This window comes from Sphingobium yanoikuyae (assembly GCF_034424525.1).
Lineage (GTDB): Bacteria > Pseudomonadota > Alphaproteobacteria > Sphingomonadales > Sphingomonadaceae > Sphingobium > Sphingobium yanoikuyae.
Window position 1 is genome coordinate 3135914 of record NZ_CP139979.1, and the last position, 20852, is coordinate 3156765.

General features: G+C 64.8%; 17 protein-coding genes and 1 tRNA gene. 10 read left to right on the forward strand and 8 right to left on the reverse strand.

Annotation, left to right across the window (positions count from 1 at the left end; all coding sequences use genetic code 11):
- Together U0025_RS14500 and U0025_RS14505 are read right to left on the reverse strand one after the other, a co-directional pair.
- Entirely contained in the window at positions 1 to 693 is a 693-nt protein-coding gene (locus tag U0025_RS14500; protein ID WP_037490430.1) for a Bax inhibitor-1/YccA family protein, read from the reverse strand.
- A gap of 251 nt (positions 694 to 944) precedes the next feature.
- Positions 945 to 1706 (reverse strand): MerR family transcriptional regulator, encoded by a 762-nt coding sequence (locus U0025_RS14505; RefSeq protein WP_004208133.1) that lies wholly within the window; start codon positions 1704 to 1706, stop codon positions 945 to 947.
- A 97-nt stretch (positions 1707 to 1803) separates the two neighbouring features.
- Between U0025_RS14505 and cysS the strand changes: the two genes are divergently transcribed.
- Positions 1804 to 3306, forward strand: a complete 1503-nt coding sequence (gene cysS / locus U0025_RS14510) for a cysteine--tRNA ligase (RefSeq protein ID WP_004208134.1) — start codon at positions 1804 to 1806, stop codon at positions 3304 to 3306.
- 63 nt (positions 3307 to 3369) lie between these two features.
- Positions 3370 to 6258: a CHAT domain-containing protein gene (locus tag U0025_RS14515; protein ID WP_004208135.1), complete on the forward strand. Its 2889-nt coding sequence runs from the start codon at positions 3370 to 3372 to the stop codon at positions 6256 to 6258.
- Here the strand turns inward: U0025_RS14515 and U0025_RS14520 are convergent.
- Positions 6239 to 7252: a 2-hydroxyacid dehydrogenase gene (locus tag U0025_RS14520; RefSeq protein ID WP_004208136.1), complete on the reverse strand. Its 1014-nt coding sequence runs from the start codon at positions 7250 to 7252 to the stop codon at positions 6239 to 6241. The genes U0025_RS14515 and U0025_RS14520 overlap by 20 nt on opposite strands.
- A gap of 153 nt (positions 7253 to 7405) precedes the next feature.
- Here U0025_RS14520 and U0025_RS14525 point away from each other — a divergent pair, with 153 nt between their 5' ends.
- Both U0025_RS14525 and U0025_RS14530 read left to right on the forward strand, forming a co-directional pair.
- A complete protein-coding gene (locus tag U0025_RS14525) occupies positions 7406 to 7771 on the forward strand; it encodes a Rap1a/Tai family immunity protein (protein ID WP_004208137.1) in 366 nt (121 codons plus the stop codon).
- A gap of 127 nt (positions 7772 to 7898) precedes the next feature.
- Positions 7899 to 9269, forward strand: coding sequence for a class II 3-deoxy-7-phosphoheptulonate synthase (locus U0025_RS14530; RefSeq protein WP_004208138.1), 1371 nt, complete (start codon positions 7899 to 7901; stop codon positions 9267 to 9269).
- A gap of 66 nt (positions 9270 to 9335) precedes the next feature.
- Here U0025_RS14530 and U0025_RS14535 read toward each other — a convergent pair whose 3' ends face one another.
- Positions 9336 to 10664: a cytochrome P450 gene (locus U0025_RS14535; RefSeq protein WP_004208140.1), complete on the reverse strand. Its 1329-nt coding sequence runs from the start codon at positions 10662 to 10664 to the stop codon at positions 9336 to 9338.
- A 139-nt stretch (positions 10665 to 10803) separates the two neighbouring features.
- Between U0025_RS14535 and U0025_RS14540 the strand changes: the two genes are divergently transcribed.
- Positions 10804 to 12657 (forward strand): acyltransferase family protein, encoded by a 1854-nt coding sequence (locus U0025_RS14540; protein WP_004208141.1) that lies wholly within the window; start codon positions 10804 to 10806, stop codon positions 12655 to 12657.
- Position 12658: 1 nt separating this feature from the next.
- Here the strand turns inward: U0025_RS14540 and U0025_RS14545 are convergent, their stop codons facing one another.
- Positions 12659 to 13555 (reverse strand): N-formylglutamate amidohydrolase, encoded by an 897-nt coding sequence (locus tag U0025_RS14545; RefSeq protein ID WP_037490433.1) that lies wholly within the window; start codon positions 13553 to 13555, stop codon positions 12659 to 12661.
- Between the two features lie 135 nt (positions 13556 to 13690).
- Here U0025_RS14545 and cpdR point away from each other — a divergent pair, with 135 nt between their 5' ends.
- Entirely contained in the window at positions 13691 to 14068 is a 378-nt protein-coding gene (gene cpdR, locus U0025_RS14550; protein WP_004208143.1) for a cell cycle two-component system response regulator CpdR, read from the forward strand.
- On the opposite strand, the gene U0025_RS14555 is transcribed toward cpdR, so the two are convergent.
- A complete protein-coding gene (locus U0025_RS14555) occupies positions 14061 to 15407 on the reverse strand; it encodes a dicarboxylate/amino acid:cation symporter (RefSeq protein ID WP_004208144.1) in 1347 nt (448 codons plus the stop codon). The two genes, cpdR and U0025_RS14555, sit on opposite strands and share 8 nt — an antisense overlap.
- Before the next feature lie 143 nt (positions 15408 to 15550).
- Here U0025_RS14555 and U0025_RS14560 point away from each other — a divergent pair.
- Positions 15551 to 15625: transfer RNA gene (locus tag U0025_RS14560), tRNA-Val, on the forward strand.
- Positions 15626 to 15736: 111 nt separating this feature from the next.
- Here U0025_RS14560 and U0025_RS14565 read toward each other — a convergent pair.
- Positions 15737 to 15871: a hypothetical protein gene (locus tag U0025_RS14565; protein ID WP_312218495.1), complete on the reverse strand. Its 135-nt coding sequence runs from the start codon at positions 15869 to 15871 to the stop codon at positions 15737 to 15739.
- 122 nt (positions 15872 to 15993) lie between these two features.
- On the opposite strand from U0025_RS14565, the gene U0025_RS14570 reads away from it, so the two are divergent.
- Both U0025_RS14570 and U0025_RS14575 read left to right on the forward strand, forming a co-directional pair.
- Entirely contained in the window at positions 15994 to 18501 is a 2508-nt protein-coding gene (locus U0025_RS14570) for a TonB-dependent receptor plug domain-containing protein (RefSeq protein WP_004208145.1), read from the forward strand.
- A gap of 4 nt (positions 18502 to 18505) precedes the next feature.
- Positions 18506 to 19588 (forward strand): cytochrome-c peroxidase, encoded by a 1083-nt coding sequence (locus tag U0025_RS14575; protein WP_004208146.1) that lies wholly within the window; start codon positions 18506 to 18508, stop codon positions 19586 to 19588.
- Positions 19589 to 19592: 4 nt separating this feature from the next.
- Here the strand turns inward: U0025_RS14575 and U0025_RS14580 are convergent, their stop codons facing one another.
- Positions 19593 to 19982: a hypothetical protein gene (locus U0025_RS14580; RefSeq protein WP_004208147.1), complete on the reverse strand. Its 390-nt coding sequence runs from the start codon at positions 19980 to 19982 to the stop codon at positions 19593 to 19595.
- A 52-nt stretch (positions 19983 to 20034) separates the two neighbouring features.
- Between U0025_RS14580 and U0025_RS14585 the strand changes: the two genes are divergently transcribed.
- Positions 20035 to 20745 carry an energy transducer TonB gene (locus tag U0025_RS14585; RefSeq protein WP_004208148.1) on the forward strand — a complete coding sequence of 237 codons (711 nt, stop codon included), beginning with the start codon at positions 20035 to 20037 and terminating at the stop codon, positions 20743 to 20745.
- Positions 20746 to 20852: the final 107 nt, after the last annotated feature.

Here is a 20852-nt window from a genome sequence, read left to right on the forward strand (position 1 = left end):
TTATTCGCGCTCGCCGGTCAGGCTCAGCAGCATCTGGAACAGGTTGACGAAGTTCAGGTAGAGCGACAGCGCGCCCATCACCTGCATCTTCTGCGCCACCTCATGGCCGGCATAATAGAAATATTCCGACTTGATGCGCTGCACGTCCCAGGCGGTGAGGCTGGTGAAGACCACCACGCCGATGATCGAGATGACCATCGCCATGGCCGACGAGCCGATGAAGATGTTGATCAGGCTGGCGACGACGATGCCGATCAGGCCCATCATCAGGAAGCTGCCCATCTTGGTCAGGTCACGCTGGGTGGTATAGCCCCACAGCGCCATGGCGAGGAACATCACCGCCGCCGAGAAGAAGGCCTGGGCGATGCTGCCGCCGGTGAAGACCAGGAAGACGCTGCCCAGCGACACGCCCATCACCGCCGCGAAGGCGTAGAAGGCGGTGCGTGCGCCAGCCGTCGTCATCTTGTCGATGCGGAAGCTGAAGAAGAAGACAAAGGCCAGCGGCGCGAAGATCGCGACCCACTTCAGCGGCGTGCCGAAGATGGCAGCGGCCAGCACGGGGGTATTGCCGACCAGGGCGGCGACCAGGCCGGTGATGACCAGACCGATGCCCATGTTGCGGAAAACGCCGAGCATGTGCGCGCGCAGGCCAGCATCGGTCTGCGCCGTCTGGCTGGCACCATAGCCCGGCATGCGTACGGGATTGTTCACGGCTTCACTCACTCCATCATAAATGTGGTTCGAGTGAGCCCGGTGCGGTCTCCTGCGGCAAAAAGAGGGGGGAATTGCCACAAAACCTGCACCGGGCGCACCCGATGCGGTCCGACATCGCGACCTGGATCAAGGGGGAAGAGATCCATGTCGCCAGAGGGGCCCGGTCCGCTCCAGCAATATCGGGTCGCCCGGACGATCGCGCAAGGCACCACCGCCCAAGCAACAATTTATTACATTTGCCGCGCCGCCCCGACGCTGCGGATGAAGTCCCACACGGCCGATGCGAAGGGCGGGTGCCGCTCGTCCTTCCACTCGTCGACATGGTCGTACATGCGCGTCACCCCCTCCATCATCGCCGGCGTGGCGATGGCGGTGAAGGGCGCGAGCAGCGCCTGCCATTCGTCATAAAAGGCCCCGGCTGCGGCGCTGGCCGGATCGAGCGGCAGCGCCGCCTCTATCCGGGTGGTGAGGTCCGCCCATTGCGCGCTATAGGCCGCCTGATCGAAATCGGCCGGCATGTTGGGCATCGTCTCGGCAAAATCGGCCTCGGCCTGGGCGCTGATATAGCGGCCACTGACCGCCTTCCATTCTTCTTGCATGGTCATGCTTTCTCCACTGCGGATCAGCGAGCAAAGGGTCGCGGCATCGAGCGGCTCGCCACGGTCGATGCGGGACAAGGCAGTTTCCAGATGGCTGCGCGCCTGCGCCAGTTCCTGCGCCTGCGCGTCGATCGCCGCAATCTGCGCGCGCAGCAAAGCGCCAAGGTCGATCGGCCGGCCATCGAACAGGGTCTTGATCTGGGCGAGGCTCAGCCCCGCGCGCTTGAGCGCCAGCAATTCATGCAGCCGCGCCAGCTCGGCCGGGCCGAACAAGCGCCGTCCCGATGCGGTGCGCAACGGTGCAACCAGTCCACGCGCCTCATAGAAACGCAATGCCCGGCTGGTGAGGCCCGTGGCGCGGGCGATGGCGGCAATATCCAATATATCGGTCATGCCCCCTGCTACCGCTTGACCCAAGGTCAAGTTCAAGCGCTTTTTTGCGGTGCCCGCCCCGTTGACGATCGCGCCGTCTCGCGACATGGCTGGCGCCATGAGCCAAGACCAGCATAGCGACGCGCCCCTGCGCCTGTTCAACAGCCTGACCCGGTCGATCGAGCCGTTCGCGCCGATCGAGCCCAACCATGCGCGCGTCTATAGCTGCGGCCCGACCGTCTATAATTATGCCCATATCGGCAATCTGCGCGCCTATGTGTTCGTCGACACGCTGCGCCGGACCCTGCTGTGGAAGGGGCTGGACGTCACCCAGATCATCAACATCACCGATGTCGGCCATCTGACCTCGGATGCCGATGCCGGTGACGACAAGATGGAGGCGGCCGCCCGTGCCAGCGCCAAGAGCATCTGGGACATCGCGGCCCATTATACGCAGGCGTTCAAGGCTAATATCGCCGACCTCAACATCATGGCGCCCAGCGAATGGACGGTCGCGACCGACTATGTGCCGCAGATGATCGAATTTGCGCAGAAGATCGCCGACGCCCATTGCTACGAACTGGACAGCGGCCTCTATTTCGACAGCTCGACCGTGCCCAATTATGGCGCGCTGGCCGGCGGTCGCGACGATGCCGCCCACGCCCGCATCGACCCGGTGGCGGGCAAGCGCAACCCGAGCGACTTCGCCATCTGGCGCAAGTCGCCGCCGGGCGAGCAGCGCCAGATGGAATGGGACAGCCCCTGGGGCAAGGGCGCGCCGGGCTGGCACCTGGAATGCTCGGTCATGAGCCAGGCGCGCCTCGGACAACCGTTCGACATCCATACCGGCGGCATCGACCATCGCGAGATACATCATCCCAACGAGATCGCGCAGAACCAGGCCTATTGCGGCTGCACCGACACGCAGCCCGATTTCACCGGCGCGCGCTGGTGGATGCACAATAATTTCCTGGTCGACCGCCAGGGGAAAATGTCGAAGTCCAAGGGCGGCTTCACCACCCTGTTCAGCCTGGTCGATGCCGGCGTGCATCCGATCGCCTATCGCCTGCTGTGCCTGGGCGCCCATTATCGCAGCGAGCTGGAGTTCAGCGCCGACAATCTCGCCGCCGCGCTGACCCGCCTCAAGCGGCTGGTCATGGGGGTCGAGGGGCTGAAAAGCCGGGCCGAGGGCATCACCTGGCAGTCGGTGACGCTCGATTATCTGCGCGCCAATCTTCACCCCAAGCTGGTGCCGCTGCTGGAGCAGTTCGACGCCGCGATCGCCGACGACCTGATGACGCCCCGCGCTTTGCCGCTGCTGGAGGAAGCGATCAGCATGAAAAAGGTGCCGGTCGACGAGAAGCTCTGCCTCATCGCCGCGTTCGACCAGGCGCTGGGCCTGCGCCTGCTGGACCTCACCCGCGCCGAGTTGCGGGTGCAGCCCAAGGATGCGCAGATCACGCCGGAAGAGATCGAGGCCGAACTGGAACGCCGCACCGCCGCCCGCGCCGAGAAGGATTTCGCCCTGTCGGACGAGATTCGCGACGCGCTGATCGCGCGCGGGGTCGAGGTGATGGACGGCGATCCGCTGCGCTGGGACTGGCGCCTGACGCTGGCCTGATGGCTTGACGCCGTCCTGGGTTCGACCCAAGACGATATCGGGTCGAGAAAAGTGGGGCGCATCATGCTGTTTTCCGCGCGCGCGGGCGCGTTCCTGCTGGCCTTGGCCGGCCCCGCGCTGCTGCCTGCTGCCGCCGCCCCGCCGCCCGCCTTCCGCACCGACGATCCGCGCTATGCCCGGCTCTACGCGCTGGAGGACAAGGCCGACGCGCTGTTCGAGAGCGATGATTATGCCCTGTCCATGTCGCAGAAGACGCGCGATGCCTGGACAGCGCTCGAAACGGCGGCATCCCACAACAAGGTGCAGGGCCAGGCCCATCCGCTGGCGGGGGTCGCGCTCATCAACCTGTCGTCGATGGACCAGATCGACGGCCGCAATCCCGACGCGCTCGCTCATGCGGACCGCAGCCTTGCCCTGCTGGCCCCCTTCCGCGACGCCTATCCGATCTACTGGATGCAGGGCCTGTCGATCAAAGGCTATGTCCAGGTCACGCTGAACCAGATCGGCGCCGGGGGCGAGACGCTGGCCGAAGCGAGCCGCTATATCGACGGCTATTTCGCCCGCACCGATCCCAAGGCGCTGGATGAATCGGCGATGATGCTGAAATCCAACATCGCCTTCGCCCATGCCCAGGCGCTGTCCCGCCTCGGCCGCAACAGCGAGGCGGTCGAGGCGCAGCGCCGCAGCATGGAGGCGCGGGTCGCCGCCAGCGGCCAGAACAGCGCGGACGCGGTCGGCGCCTATTATATGTATGCGCAGATGCTCTCGCGCGCGGATCGCGATGCCGAGGCGGAAATCTATGCCCGTCTGGCGGTGGATACCGCAACCGACCATGTCGATCGCAAGCACCCCAATTATGCCCGCGCGCTCGAAGCGCTCGGCCTGCTGCTCTCGCGCACCGGGCGGCGCAGCGAAAGCCTCGCCTATCTGGAGCGATCGATCGCGATCAAGCGCGAGACCAGCGGCACGAAGAGCCTGGCCTTTGACTTCGCGCTGCAGAATCTCGGCAATCTGCTGCTGCCGCTGGAACGCTATGACGAGGCGGAACCGCTGTTCCTGGAGGCCGAGCGCGGCTTTCGTGACATCGAAGGTGACACCAGTCCGCAGTCCGCACGCGCGCTGGCCTTTGCCGGCGTCGCCGCCTTTGCCCAGGGACGCAGGGATGAAGCGATCGGCCGGCTGCAGACTGCATTGGCCCGCGGCCGCACCGGCAGCGCCGAGGATCGCGACATGGGGCAGCGCGTCTATCCCTTTCTGATCCCGGCGCTGATCCAGGCCGGCCGGATGGACGAAGCGCGCGCCGCCGCCGCCGATTTCGACCGGGAGACCCGCCAGCTCGACAATCTTCCCGGCTTCGCCATCGCCAATGCCGGCATGCTGTCCGCCTGGGCCAATGGCGGCGACAGCGTCGATGCGGCCTGCCGGCTGATCGCGCTGCTGCGCACCAGCCTCAGCCTGCAGGAGGACGGCGCCCTGACCGAGGATCAGCGCGCCGCGCTGGACAGCGTGCTGGCGATCGCGACACAGGCGCGCGACGCCGGGCTGGGGATGGACGCGATGGCCCTGCTTGCCGGATCAGGCATCGTCCAGGCCAATCATCTGGTCGCGCAGCGGATGGTGGACGACCCCGCACTGGGCAACCGGGTCCGCGCGCTGCAGGACCGGACCCGCGCGCTACAGTCCGCCGACAGCCTGTTGCTGCAGGCGCTCGCCCGCGACGAAGGCGTCGCCGCCGCACGCGCCAGCCGCGCCGCGCTGGCCAAGCAGGTCGATGCCGACCGCACCGCCATCGCCCATGACTTCCCCCGATGGCTGGAGGCGCGCGGCGGCGCCCTGCCCGACCTGGCATCGCTGCAAGCCAATCTGGCGGCGGACGAGGCGCTGCTGGCGGTGACGCCGGCCTTTGACGGCGTATATATTCTGGCCGTCAGCCGCGAACGGACCACCATCATCCGGGCGCAGGAGACGCGCGCCGATCTGGTCGGCCGGATCGCGCGACTGCGCGCATCGCTGAGCGCCACCGGCTTCGACCAGGAGGGCGCCCATATCCTCTACACCCAGATCTTCACGCCCGATGTCCAGGCCGCGCTGGGCAAGGCGCAGCGCCTGCGGGTCGTGCCGACCGGCGCTTTCGCCGCCCTGCCCTTTGCCATGCTGCCGCAAAGGCCGGTGCAGCATATCGACCGCAACACGCCCTGGCTGATCCGGCGCTATGCGCTGCGGATCGACAGCGGCTTCCGCCCGGTCGTGGCGCAAAAGCTGGCGGCGCAGGATGACCGGATGCTGGGCATCGGCGCGCCCCTGCCCTTTTCGCAGGAGACGCAGGCCATCGCCCTCAAGCAGCGTGGCGGCGGCGCGGCCACGCTGGCGCAATTGCCGCCCCTGCCCGGATCGGCCGAGGAATTGCGATCGGTCGCGCGCTATTTCGGCCCCGATCATGCCCGGCTGCTGATCGGCGCGAACGCCAGCGAGGCGATCCTACGCACCAGCGACCTGCGCCCCTATTCGGTCATGCTGTTCGCCACCCATGGGCTGGTCGGCGGCCAGATGGAGGGACTGGACGAACCGGCCCTGCTGCTGTCGCCCCCCGATACGGATTCCGGCAATGACGGGATACTGACGGCATCGGAAGTGACGCAGATGCGGATCGGCGCCGACTGGGTGATCCTGTCCGCCTGCAACACCGCCGCCGGCAGCAGCGCCCAGGCGCCGACCTATTCCGGCCTGGCCCAGGCGTTTCGTTATGCTGGTGCCGGCGCCCTGCTGGTGTCGCACTGGCCGGTGCGGGACGATGCCGGCACCTTCATCACGGTCGAGACGGTCAAGGCCAACCGGCGCGGCGCCTATCGTGGGGTGGCGCTGCAACGGGCGATGCTGAAGCTGATCCGGTCCGGCAAGCCGGACGCGGTGCAGCCCTATGTCTGGGCGCCCTTCATCCTCGTGGGGCAATAGCCGCTTGCGGATCGACCCGGTTGGCGAGCGGACGACCGGCGGCGAAATCGCTGATATTGGCCATCGTCGTCTCGGCGATGCTGGCCAGTGCCTCTTCGGTCAGGAATGCCTGATGCCCGGTGACCAGCACATTGGGGAAGGTCAGCAGCCGCTGGAACAGATCATCCTCGATGATCTCGTTGGACAGATCCTCGAAGAACAGGTCCGCCTCCTGCTCATAGACGTCGAGCGCGACACCGCCGATCTTGCGCGACTTGAGCCCCGCCACCAGCGCCTGCGTATCGATCAGCGCGCCGCGGCTGGTGTTGACGATCACCAGTCCATCGCGCGCCCGGCCGATCGCGTCGGCATTGATGATATGGCGCGTATCCGGGGTCAGCGGGCAATGGAGCGAGACGATGTCGACCTGTTCCAGCAGGTCGCGCGGCGACACGTAGCGCACGCCCATCGCCAGCAGTTCGGGATCTTCCGCCACATCGCTCGCCAGCACCTCGCAGCCAAAGCCCAGCTTCAGCGTGCGGGCGACCAGCGCGCCGATCCGCCCGGTGCCGATCACGCCCGCCACCCGGCCGTGGAGGTTGCGGCCGATCAGCCCGTCGAGCGCGAAATTATTTTCCCGCACCCGCGCCCAGGCGCGATGGATGCGCCGGTCGAGCGCCATCAGCAACGCGACGGTGAATTCCGCAACCGCATGGGGCGAATAGGCCGGCACCCGCACCACCGTCAGCCCCAGATCCGCCGCCGCGACCAGGTCGACATTATTATAGCCGGCACAGCGCAGCGCGATCAGCCGCGTGCCACCGGCCGCCAGCTTGGCCAGCACGGCTGCGTCCAGCCGGTCGTTGACGAACACGCAAACCGCCTCGAACCCTTCGCCCAGGCTCGCGGTATCCGCGTCCAGCCTGGGTTCCAGGAAATGCAGTTCATGTCCCTGATTGGCGGCCGACAGGAAATGCCGGTCATAGCCCTTGGTGCCGAAGATCGCGATGCGCATGGCAGCATAGTGCCTGCCCGACCGCCATCGTCAAGCCGCGGCCTATACTGAGCCAGTCCGTTTCACATGTCGGCCAGTCCGGTTGGACAGGCTATCCCAAAGACGGCACTTTGCGTCGCATCCTCAACGATCCGATATGAGTGCCCCGCCCCCATGTTTGCGCTTCTGCTGGCGATCGCCGCCGCGTCATCGAGCAAGGTTCCGCCGCCACCGCCCGCATCGGACGAAGGCGGCATCTACATGTTCGAGACCGGCACCAGCCTGCTCGCCAAATGCCGCAACAAGGCGCCGGAATATAAGCTCGCTTGCACCGCATATATCGCCGGGGCGACCGACGGCATCCGCAAGGAGATGTTCCTGGGCCGCGCCCGCACCGTCTGCTGGCCCAAGCGGATGGCGGCCGAGGATGTGAAAAACACCGTCGTCGCCTATCTGGAGCGCTACCCCGATCAGCGTGGTGCTGCGGCGTCGGCGCTGGTCAGCATCGCCCTCAACGATCGCTATCCCTGCCAGAAATAAAGCCGCTCGATCAGTCTGATCGATAGTATCCTTGCGCAAAGAGGCGCTGCAACCGCTATAAACTTGCCCTGCCGGGCGGTTGCGCGTAGATGCGGCCCCTATTTTTTTGACGTGAAGGAGACTCGACGTGGCGGCGAAGTGGACGCCGGAAAGCTGGCGGGAGCATAAGGGCATCCAGATGCCCTTTTATCGGGACCAGGAGGCGCTTGCCTCGGTAGAGGCCCAGCTTGGCCAGTTTCCGCCCCTCGTCTTTGCGGGCGAGGCACGGAATCTGAAGGCCGATCTTGGCCGCGTCGCGAACGGCGAAGCCTTCCTGCTGCAGGGCGGCGACTGCGCCGAAAGCTTTGCCGAGTTCCATCCGAACAATATCCGCGACACGTTCCGCGTGCTGCTGCAGATGGCGGTCGTCCTGACCTTCGCCTCGAAGCTGCCGGTGGTGAAGGTCGGCCGCATGGCGGGCCAGTTCGCAAAGCCCCGCTCGGCCGATACCGAGACGATCGGCGGCGTGGAACTGCCCAGCTATCGCGGCGACAATGTCAACGACATCGCCTTCACGCCCGAAGCGCGCGAGCCCGATCCGCAGCGGATGATCCGCGCCTATAACCAGTCGGCGGCGACGCTGAACCTGGTGCGCGCCTTCTCGACCGGCGGCTATGCCAGCCTCGACCGGGTGCATGGCTGGATGCTCGATTTCATGGGCCGCAGCCCCTGGGCCGCGAAGTTCGAGGCGATGGCCGATCAGATCGGCCAGGCGCTCGACTTCATGCGCGCCTGTGGTCTGGACGCGGACAGCGTGCCGCAACTTGGCGGCACCAGCTTCTACACCAGCCATGAGGCACTGCTGCTGCCGTTCGAACAGGCGCTGACCCGTCAGGACAGCCTGACCGGCGACTGGTATGACACTTCGGCGCACATGCTGTGGATCGGCGACCGCACCCGCTTCGAAGGGTCGTCGCATGTCGAATATCTGCGTGGCATCGGCAACCCGATCGGCATGAAGTGCGGCCCGACGCTGGAGCCCGACGAATTGCTGCGCCTGCTCGACCTGTTGAACCCGAAGCGGGAAGCCGGGCGTATCACGCTCATCACCCGCTATGGCCATGACAAGATCGAGGCCGGCCTGCCCAAGCTGGTGCGCGCGGTGAAGCGCGAGGGCCATTCGGTGGTCTGGTCCTGCGACCCGATGCACGGCAATGTCATCAAGGCGGCCAATGGCTACAAGACGCGGCCGTTCGACCGCATCCTGGCCGAAGTGCGCGGCTTCTTTGCCGTGCATCGCGCCGAAGGGACGTTTGGCGGCGGCATCCATGCCGAAATGACCGGCCAGAATGTCACTGAATGCACCGGCGGTGCGATCGCGATCACCGACGAAGGTCTGGCCGATCGCTATCACACCCATTGCGACCCCCGCCTCAACGCGGCCCAGAGCCTGGAACTGGCTTTCCTGCTGGCAGAAATGCTGAACGAGGAACTGAAGGAACGCCGCGCCGCGGCCTGACGAAAAAAGGAACCGGCCCCTCCGAACCGCAAGGAGGGGCCGGTCCAGCCGGCTTCTGCCCCCTGTTCAGCCGGGATCCGCGATCGGGTCGAATTCCAGATGCAGGTGCCGCAGCGCCCGCAATATATAGGTGGGCTCATAGTCAAAGCGCAGCGCATCACCCGCCCCATGATGGGCCGGGGACAGGCGGATATTGCCCATCCGCGCCAATAGCCGTTCGATGCTGACCGCCACCTCGCGCCGGGCCAGCGGCGCGCCGATGCAGGTATGGGCGCCCCGGCCGAACGCCAGATGCTCCTTGGCACGCGGCCGATCCATGTCGAACTGCGCCGGATTGTCGAAGCGGCGCGGATCGCGATTGGCGGCCATGTGCGACATCAGGATCGTCGTCCCCGCCTTGATCTCGACCCCGCCCAGTTCCGTCGTCCGCGTGCAGATGCGCCCGCCACTCTTCACCGACCCGTCATAGCGCAGCACTTCCTCCAGGAAATTGGGGATGCGCTTGGGGTCGGCGCGCAACTGCGCCTGGATATCCGGCCGGATCGCAATGATGCGGAAGGCGTTGGCCAGCAGCCGGTTGGTCGTGTCCTGCCCCGCGCCGAACAGGAAGGCCGCCATCGCCGTCAGATCGACCAGGGTCGGGCTCGTCCCATCCGGGAACTTCGCCAGCGCCAGCGTCGTCAATATGTCCTTCTTCTCCGTGTCCGCGCCCAGCAGCCGGCGCACCGGCAGCACCGCCGGATGGTTCAGGAAGCGGCGCCAGGCGATGTAGCGGAACATATGCTTGCCAAGGCCGACCAGCGGATTGTGCTTCAGATCTTCGGGCGATCCGTCGATCTGGGCCGGCACCGCCCCTTCCAGCAGGACGCGGAAGGCCGCGCGCCCCTTGGCCGGGATGCCCAGCAGATCGGCGATCACCAGCGTCGCATAGGGGCCGCCATATTGGCGCACCAGATCGACCTTACCGTCGGCGGCAAACTCGTCGATCAGGCTGTCGGCGGTCGCATAGAGGGATGGCTCCAGCGCCTTCAACCGGCTGGGAGTGAACAGGCTGCCGATCACCGACCGCAGCTTGGCATGGCGGGTGCCGCTTTCCGTCACGATCTGGTCGGCGAAGGCGATCTTGGGCCGGGCGGCCTCCAGTTCCGCCGCGATGTCGTCGCCCTGCGGCGTGAAGGGCAAGTCCGTCATCGGCCCGGTCACGGCGTTGATGCTGGAAAAATGCTCGGTGTCGAGCATCACCTGCACCGTTTCCTCATAGCCCGTCACCGCCACCACATTGCGATGGGGCAGCCGCGTCACCGGCCCCTGGGCGCGCAGAAAGTCGAAATAGGCATGGGGATCATCAACCAGATCCACATCCTTGTAGAAGTCCGCCGTGGCGTAATCGCGCATGATCCTCACCCATTTATGATATACATTGGATCATATCATCCGCCATGCCGCTGTCAACGACGGCAAAATGGTAAAGCAAATCGCAGGGCTTTCGCGCTAGGACAGCGCCATGCATGGGTCGGCACCACAGGAAAGCAGCATGATCGGGGCGGGTCGCTATCGCCGCGACATTGACGGGCTGCGCGCCATCGCCATCCTGCCGGTGCTGCTCTTCCATGCCCATGTGCCCGGCTTTTCCGGCGGCTATGTCGGCGTCGACATCTTCTTCGTGATCTCCGGCTTCCTCATCACCGGCATCATCGCGCGCGAGGTGGATGAACAGCGCTTCTCGCTCGTCCATTTCTATGAACGCCGCTTCCGCCGGATCATGCCGGCACTCAGCCTGATGATCCTGGCCGTGCTGGCGGCGGCCTGCTGGCTCTATCTGCCCGGCGATATAGAAGGCGTGCCGAAATCCGCGCTCGCCGCCACGCTGTTCGCCTCCAACCTCTGGTTCTTCACCGACACCGGCTATTTTGCCGGCGGCGCCGACGTAAAGCCCCTACTCCACACTTGGTCGCTGGCGGTGGAAGAGCAATATTATCTCGGCTTCCCGATCCTGCTGATGCTGGTCGCGCGCTTTGCCGCCCGCTGGCGCAGCCTGATCGTCGGCGTGATCGCCGCGATTTCGCTGGCACTGGCGATCGCGCTCCAGCGCGACACCAGCGGCTTCACCTTCTACCTGCTGCCGACCCGCGCCTGGGAATTATTTGCGGGCGCCTTGCTGGCGCTCGGCGCCATACCCGCCCCGCGCCCGCGCTGGCTGCGGGAGGCGCTCGCGTGGAGCGGCCTTCTATCTGTCGCCTTCGCTGTCATCTTCTATACGCGCGAGACCGTTTTCCCCGGCATCACCGCCCTGCCCCCGGTGCTGGGCGCGGCGCTGCTGCTGCACAGCGCGCCGGGCACCAGCGTCGGGCGCCTGCTCAGCCTGCCCCCGTTCGTCGGCGTGGGCCTCATCTCCTACTCCCTCTATCTGTGGCACTGGCCGCTGATCGTCTTCACCGAATATGCGACCGATGCGGCCCTGACCGGCTGGACGGCAATCGCCGTCGTGGCCGCCTCCTTCATCGCCGCCATCCTCTCCTGGCGCTTCGTCGAGCGTCCCTTCCGCGATGCCCGCCGCATCCCCGCCCGGCGCATCTTCCAGTTTACCGGCGGCGCCATGGCGCTGCTGTGCCTCCTGTCGCTGGCACTGCTGGCGATGGGCGGCTGGCCGCAGCGCTTTGCGCCGCAGGTGCTGCAACTCGCCGCCGGCCGCACCGACATCAGCCCCGCGCGCAAGGCCTGCCACGACACGTTCGCCCGCGGTGCCCAGCCCTGCATTCTCGGTGCCAAGGTCCGCCCCGACGCCCTGCTCTGGGGCGACAGCCATGGCGTGGAAATGGCCTATGCCCTATCGCTCGGGGCCAGGGCAGAAGGCCGCGCCCTGATCGAGCGCACCACCTCCAGTTGCCCGCCGGTGCTGGGCTATGACGCGCCCAAGGATGCCCGCTGCGCTCGCGCCAACCAGGCCGCCTTAACCGCCATCCGCGCCGATCCGGCCATTCGCCGCATCTATCTCGCCGCCTTCTGGGCCAATGGTGAATTTGACGATCCCGCCTTCGTCGCGAAACTCGACGCCACCATCCATGCGCTGCGCGCCGAAGGACGGCAGGTCATCCTGATCGGACCGGTGCCGCCCCAGCCCTTTGACGTGCCACGCCATCTGGCCCATCTCGCCCGCGCCGGCGATCTTGCGCAGGCGCAGGGCGTGGACCGCGCCACGATCGAGGCCCGCACCCGCAATCTGCGCGCACTCTTTGCCCGCTGGCAGGCACGGGGCGTGACGCTGATCGATCCGATGGCGCGGCTATGCGATGCCCGCCGCTGCGCCATCATCCATGACGGCAAGCCGCTCTATTTCGATTCCCATCATCTGAGCCTTGCCGGCGCGCGGTTGGTGATCGGCGAATAGGCTATTCCGCCGCCATCGCGTAGCTGCGCGGCAGTTCGTTCGCCAGCGCCTCGGCAATCGCCGCCACCACGCCCTGCATGCGCGTCAGCCCCGGCCCCGGCCGGTCGAGCGTGACGTCGAGATAAAGGGCACGGTCCACCTCCAGCTGCAGCGCATGGAAACCGCGCTCCGGCCGGCCATGCCGCTCGATCAGATGATCGCCGGCATAGGGATGGTTCTGCGACGTCAGCACGCCATGCCCGGCCGCGACATCGGCCGCCAGCATCATCAGCCGTGTCGCGGCGCTGCGGCCGAAGCGATCGCCCAGCACCAGCGCCGGGGCAGCCTGTCCGGCGGCCGGCGGCGGCAGCGGCGGCATCGAATGCAGGTCGATCAGGATGGCATGGCCATGCCGCTCCCGCGCGGCCGTCATCATCTGTGCCAGCCGGGCATGATAGGGCCGATGCACCGTTTCGATCCGCCGCCGCGCTTCTTCCCAGGGGATGGGGCGCTGCCACAATTCCAGGGCGCCGGGCAGGCGACGGGGAATGAGGCCCAGCCCGCCGCGCAATTTGGCGCTGCTCTGCAGCGGCTGATCGCGGGGCAGACCGGTCACCATCACCGGATCCAGCTCCCGCTCATGCCGGTTGAGGTCGATCATCGCACGCGGCGTACGGGCGACCAGCACGCTGTAGCCCCGCGCGACCAGCGGCCCTGCCAGCATGTCGGCCCAGCGATCCTCCAGCCGGCGCAGCACCTCCGGCCGCACCCGCGCCAGAGCCAGCAAATCAGGGGAATAGTCGCGCCCGGCATGGGGCACGGACACAATCAAAGGACCATTGGGAAGAGCAGGACCATGAAGATCATAGGCCGCCGTCGATTCGGTTGGCGGACACGTACCAAAATGATCCAACGCCATTCCTTTCACCGGCCGGGGAAAAATTTGGTCGGCTGGATAATCTTTAATCCTTGTCGCATATATCCGAACGGCTTGCCAGTCTGTGGGCAAGGCAAGGGGCGCCGCGGAAGACGGCTTACAGGAAATTTGGGGTCAATGGTTCGAATCCTGCTGGCGGAAGATGATGACAGCATGCGCGCCTATCTGGCGCGGGCGCTGGAAAAGTCGGGTTATGAGGTGGTGGCGGTCGCCACCGGCACCCAGGCCGTGCCGCATATCGAATCGGATCGGTTCGACCTGTTGCTGACCGACATCGTCATGCCCGAAATGGACGGCATCGAATTGGCCCAGCACACGGCCAATGTCGCGCCCCAGACCCGCATCATGTTCATCACCGGCTTTGCTGCCGTGACGCTCAAGGCCGGGAAGGCGGTGCCGCAGGCGAAGGTGCTGTCAAAGCCCTTCCACCTGCGCGACCTGGTGCTGGAAGTCGAACGAATGTTCGGCAGCGAGACGCTGACCGGCCTTAGCTGAGCGCTTCGGCCGCGACCTCGTCCGCGCCCTGCCCCAGCGGCGGCAGCGGCTTGCCCGCCATGGCCGCCGCAAAGCGCTCGCGATCCAGGCCCTTTTCCCAGACCGACACCACCACCGTCGCCACCGCATTGCCGACGAAGTTGGTAAGGCTGCGGCATTCGCTCATGAAGCGATCGACGCCCAGGATCAGGGTCATGCCCGCGACTGGCACCGACGGCACGATCGACAGGGTGGCGGCCAGGGTGATGAAGCCAGCCCCAGTCACACCCGCTGCGCCCTTGGACGACAGCATCGCCACCAGCAGCAGCAATATCTGTTCCTCCAGGCTCAGATGCACGTTGGTCGCCTGCGCGATGAACAGCGCCGCCAGCGTCATGTAGATATTGGTGCCGTCGAGGTTGAAGCTGTAGCCGGTCGGCACGACCAGCCCGACCACCGACTTGCGGCACCCCGCCTGCTCCATCTTCTCGATCAGGCTGGGCAGCGCGGCTTCCGACGAGGATGTGCCCAGCACCAGCAGCAGCTCGGCGCGCAGGTAGCGGATCAGGTGCAGGATGTTGAAGCCGGCGAACCAGGCGACCGTCCCCAGCACGACGAGCACGAACAGCAGCGAGGTGAGGTAGAAGGTCGCGACCAGCCCGGCGAGGTTGGCAAGCGTCCCGACGCCATATTTGGCGACGGTGAAGGCCATTGCGCCGAATGCGCCAAAGGGCGCTGCCTTCATCAGGAAGGACACCAGCTTGAAGATGGCGAGGCTGGCCGATTCCAGCACCGTCATCAGCGGCTCGGCCTTTTCCCCGATCATGCTGAGCGCGATGCCGAACAGGATCGCGACGAACAGCACCTGCAAGATATTATGCCCATCGGCCACCGCCGATACCAGGGTCGCGGGAATGACGTTCAGCAGGAAGGCGACCAGCGTGCGGTCATGCGCCTGCTGCGCATAATCGGCGATCTTGCTGGCATCCAGGGTCGCCGGATCGATGTTGAGCCCGGCGCCTGGCTGAACGACATTGGCGATGATCAGGCCGACGATCAGCGCCAAGGTGGAGAAGGTCAGGAAATAGGCAAAGGCCTTGGCCGCGACCCGGCCGATCGCGCCCAGTTCCTTCATGCCGGCAATGCCGGTGACGATCGTCAGGAAGATGACCGGCGCGATGATCATCCGCACCAGCGCGATGAAGGCATCGCCCAGCGGCTTCATCGCTTCGCCCGTCGCCGGGAAATAATGGCCGAGCAGCACGCCCAGCGCGATCGCCACCAGCACCTGGAAATAGAGATGGCGATAGAAGGGGAGCGGCCGAACCGGTTCCGTCGGCGTCGATGGCGTAGGCAACATGATGTTTTTGCGTCCCCCCTTATTTGCACCGCAGCATATGGCCTCCCCACCCCCTGTCCAGCGGGTTGGAAAAGTTTCTACAAAAAAGTGTCATTTAGCGCTTGCGCGAGTCACCGACCCCCGTTATTGGCCCCCTCCACGGCGGGCGTGTAGCTCAGTGGTAGAGCACTGTGTTGACATCGCAGGGGTCGCAAGTTCAATCCTTGCCACGCCCACCATTGAAAACCCCGGTAGGTCAACGACCTGCCGGGGTTTTTATTGCTCTGCAGCACAGAGCTCGTCCGGTTCAGTTGAACCAGCCCCTCACTATCCATCACCCCACATCAAGCTCACCAATCGAGCGCATCAGCGGCGTCTCGCATGAAGCCAGCGCTGTATCTCGCATAGGTCCGCTCGGTCACGCGCGTCGAGGTATGCCCGAGGAGCTGCGCGATCTTCTGCATGGCCACATCAGGCAGATCCATTCGAGTGAGTGTCGCCACCAGGCAACACCCTTCAAAAACGCAAATATGCTATTGCGAATCTATTGCATTAAAGGTCAGGCCAGCTTAGCAGGCGCCCCCTAAGCCAGAAAAGGGGTCGCACATTGAGACAGATCGTAACGCGGGCATTGCTCGCGAGTGCTGCGCTATTGCCTGTTCAGATCGCTACCGCACAGGATAGCGGCACCGATGCCCGCCTGCTGCCTGAAGTCGTTGCCGATGGCGAACGCACCGACGACAGCTATATCATGGGCACCGGTGCCGACGCCGGCACCACGCGCATCACCGAAAAGGAAATTCGCGCCCGCACGCCCGGATCAGGCGACGTCAATCAACTGCTCAAGGCGCTGCCCACGATCCAGTTCCGCAGCGATGAGTTCCTCGCAACGGAGGAAGATATTCAGGATATTCGTCCATCGGATATCTCGATTTCAGGCGGCCGCTACTACGACAATCTCATCAGCATCGACGGTATCGATGCCAATGCCCGTGTCGACATAACCCAGAACAGTCCCCAGCATTATGCAGAGCCGGCCGGGGCCAGCGCACAATCGCTATGGGTCGACGCCAATCTGGTTGGCGAGATCGTGGTGCGCGATTCCAACATTTCTGCCGAATATGGACGCTTCACCGGTGGCGTGCTGGACATCAGGACACGCGATCCCAAGCGCCGCTTCGGCTTCACCAGCACCCTGTCCTACACGTCCGACGCGCTGACCCATTTCAAGATGTCGGATGCGTCGCGTGAGGCAATTGGCGACGATGCCATGCCGGGAAAGCCCTCCTTCGAAAAATGGCGCTACGGCGTTACCGTCGATGCCCCGCTCAACGACGATATCGGGTTGCTGCTGGGCTATAACCGCTCGCGTGCCGACGTTATTTACACACGCAACGCCAAATATGGCGGCACGCGTTACGGTCAATCGAGCGTCAGCGACAATTATCTCGCCAGGCTGGTCTATGACATTCGCACCGACCTGAAACTGAGCGGCCAGTTTGCCTACACCCCCTATGAAAGCGAATCCTCCTCCGCTTCCGGGGTCGACAACAAGGTCACATCCCATGGCGGCGGCATCACCAGCAAATTGGAACTGGCGAAATCGGGCGACACCAACTGGTCGATCTCAGCCAGCCTCTCGCACAGCGACACCAGCCGCGACGCATCGCCCACCAATTATTCCATCCCATCCTGGACCACGAACGGCAATGTCTGTTCCAACACCAACTGCACCATCGGCGGCTTCGGCAATGTTGACCAGTGGCAGAATAATTACGCCCTGACCGGCCGCTGGTCGACGCCGATCGGCGCAGGCCGCCTGAGCCTTGGCGCGGATTATCAGCGGATCGAGGTGATGCGGAGCCGGCCTGACGACAATATTGCCTATTCCAGTGGCACAAGCCAAGCGAACGCCGCCAACATCCTGTGCAGCGACGGCAACAGCATGACCTGCGTTACCGGTGAATATGCCCTGACCACCTATTCGGTCTACCGAGCCTATCGCGCGCGGGTCAATCTCGACAGCTTTGCCGCCTGGGCGCAGTATCAGATGGAACTGGGTGACCTGACGCTGCGCGGCGGGCTGCGCTATGACTATGAAAGCTTCCTTGGCAATCATAATGTCTCGCCGCGCCTCTCGGCCAGCTATGACCTGCCATGGGACGGCTGGAACGTCACGCTCGGGGCCAATCGCTATTATGGCCGCTCCATGCTGGCCTATGCCCTGCGCGAACAATATCCCAATACCCTGACCTACAGGCGCACGGCGACGACATCGGGCTCAAGCCTCGTCTATGCCGACAGCGACTGGTATCTCTACCGGGCCAGCTCCGCGGCCAGCTATTCGGATGGGAACAAGAAGACTCCCTATTCGGATGAATTGTCGGCAGCCCTGACGGCTGGCGTGCTGGGCGGCAGTCTGCGCGTCAAGGGTGTATACCGCGAAGCCAAGGATGAGTTCGTGCGCTCGGCCGGCGAAACACTGACCACCACGCTCGAAGACGGCCGCACCACGACCAATACAAACTATGTCGTCACCAATGACGGGTTCAGCGAATATCGTGGCCTTTCGCTCGAATGGACACGCAGCTTCGGCAAGCATGCGATCGCGCTCAGCACCAACTTCTCCAAGACCAAGAGCAGCAACGACGATTATATTGAATCGGACATCGACGACCTGATCGAAAACCCTCTGGTCGTGTTCGATGGAGCGGTGCGCAGCTATGCCGATGTGATGGCGATGAACCAGCGCCCCGACATGGCCGCGCCCCTGATCATCAACGCTACCTGGACCGCCAACTGGCTGGACGATCGCATCACCACCAACATGAACCTGCGCTATCGCAGCGGTTTCGACCGGATCGAGGATACCGGCCGGAGCGCTACCGTGGACGGCACATCCTACGACCTTTACGACTATGTCCATTATCCCGATGCGTTCGACATGAACATGAACGCGCAGGTGGAGGTGATCCGCTCCCGCTATGGCACGCTGACCGCCGACGTGCGTGTGGCGAACCTGCTCGACAACACGCCCTCGCCCAACAGCAGTTCCACCTCTCAACCCTATCAATATGGCCGTTCCTTCTGGTTCGGGCTGAATTATCGCTTCTGAGAGGATGACGATCCGTATCCTGCGGCCCGTTCGCCTCGTGATGATGCTGGCCTGCGCCGCCATCGTCGCGGGGCCGATGGTGCGGGCAACCGCCGAGCCGGCGAGCCTGCGCCTTCTCTATGCGGGCACGCCGGAAAGCTGGCCGCGCCCATTGCTCAAGGATGGCGCGGCCTTCAGCGAATTTGCCCCCCTGCCCGCAAGGCCGGCGATGAGCGATCGCGACAAGGCACTTGCCGAGATCGGCCTGCGCCTGTTCGATGATCCGGCACTGTCCCGATCGGGCCAGATCGCCTGCGCATCCTGCCATAACAGTGAATTGGGTCTGGCCGATGGCATTCGCACATCCTTTGGCCACGACCGCCAGCGCGGCCGACGCAACGCCCAGTCGCTGTTCACCGCCGCCTGGATGACGCCGCTCTTCTGGGATGGCCGCGCCGCAGACCTGGAGGCGCAGGCGCTGCATCCGCTGGTCGACGGCAAGGAAATGGCGAGCAGCATTCGCATCGTCGAACGGCGGGTCAATCATGACCAGATCTATCGGACCGCCTTCGCCAAACTCAATGGCCGGCGGCGGATAAGCATCGCCGACGTGAGCGCCGCGCTTGCCGCGCATGAGCGGACCCTACGGCCGCCGCGATCGAAATGGTCCCGCTTCATCGCCGGCGATCTTCGGGCACTGGACGACCAGGAACTGGAAGGGCTGCACCTGTTCCGCACCAAGGCAGGTTGCGTCAATTGTCACAATGGACCGCTGCTGTCCGATCGGCAGTTCCACAATCTGGGCCTGAGCTTCTATGGCCGCCGGCTGGAGGATCTGGGCCGCTACGAGGTGACCGGCGCAGCCGCTGATGTCGGCCGTTTCCGCACGCCTTCGCTGCTCGGCGTCAAGCAAACCGCTCCCTATATGCATGTCGGCCTGTTCCAGACGCTCGATAATGTCGTTGCCTTCTACAATGGCGGCGGCGGAAAAGACCGCACGAAGAGGCCCGGCAATGTGCCCAGCCCTCAGCCCGATCCACTGGTAGCACCGCTCGGGCTCAGCAAAACGGAGCGCGATGCCCTGATCGCCTTCCTCCAGACATTATAGCCATTCAGAGCGGAGAGCGCCGCGCGATGTCGTCCAGCGCGAAGCCGATCAACGCGGCCGCGCAGGGCGTAGCGAACAGGACGAGGAAGCCCCAGGCCACGGGATCGGCAAAACCTACCATCAGGGCTGGCAGACCGAGCAGCGCAATCAGGATGTTGGGCGTCACCAGCGCCATCCTGGCCCAGGCGCGGTGCGGCACCAGGAACAGCATGTTGCAGAGATAGAGGATGGCCGTGCCCGCTGATAACCAGGCGATCGTCTCGTCCGTTCCCGCGCCCACACGGTCCTCCAGGAAATACCAGGACAGGTAGCTCAGGAATTGGAAACCATGCAGGGCCAGGAACATGAAGTTCACACTGCGCGCCACGAAATGGGGAATGGAGAGCACTGCCATCCGTCAATAATATGCTATTGAGAATCTTGAGCAACAACATTAGGGCGCGGACATGGATTTTTCGCGCACGACCTCCGGCCTGCTGACGCTGGGTGTTCACGGGCTGGTGATCGGCCTCGTCCTGATGCAGCGATCCTTCGGCGCTGCCCCCATGACCGACACTGCGGCCCTCTCCGTCTTCGCCCTGCCCGCCCAACCGCAGTCCACTCCCAAGGTCGAACCGCAGCCGGAAAGAGCAGAACGCGCTTCACCGACACCGCCCCCAAGCCTGACACTACCCACGATGATGCCCGCTCAGCCGCTTCTGCGTCAGCCTGCCCCCCTGGTGCAATTGGCAGCCCCGGTCCGTATTGCGGCGCCTCCGCAGATGATTGCTTCGCGCTCGGCTCAAAGCAGCACATCAATGGGCAGCGCCCCCGCAGCGGATATAGGCGATACCGCCCCGAACGCGGCCCCATCGCCCGATGCCGGCAAGGATGATGCCTATGCCCGCAAAGTCCTGGCCTGGATCGGCCGGCACAAGGATTATCCCCGCAGCCTCGCGCGCGAAGGGACCGAAGGCACTGTCCTCGTCCGCCTGCATCTCGCATCGGACGGCGATCTGGAGGATGTCGCACTAGCCCGTAGCAGCGGTTTTGCGGAGTTGGATCGGCTGGCGCTCGACCAGTTGCGCACAGCCACGCCCTATCCCCGGCCACCGCGGAATTTGCCGGCAATGGCACGCCGCTTCCTGGTGCCGATGCGCTATCGTCTGGCAGGATAGCATGTCGCCAAGCCGATCGCCTGCTCACGTATAAAGCATGAAGGTGCGCGCAACAGAATCAAGCTATAACCATTAGTTAGACGGATCGAAAACCTACAGTGGTCGTC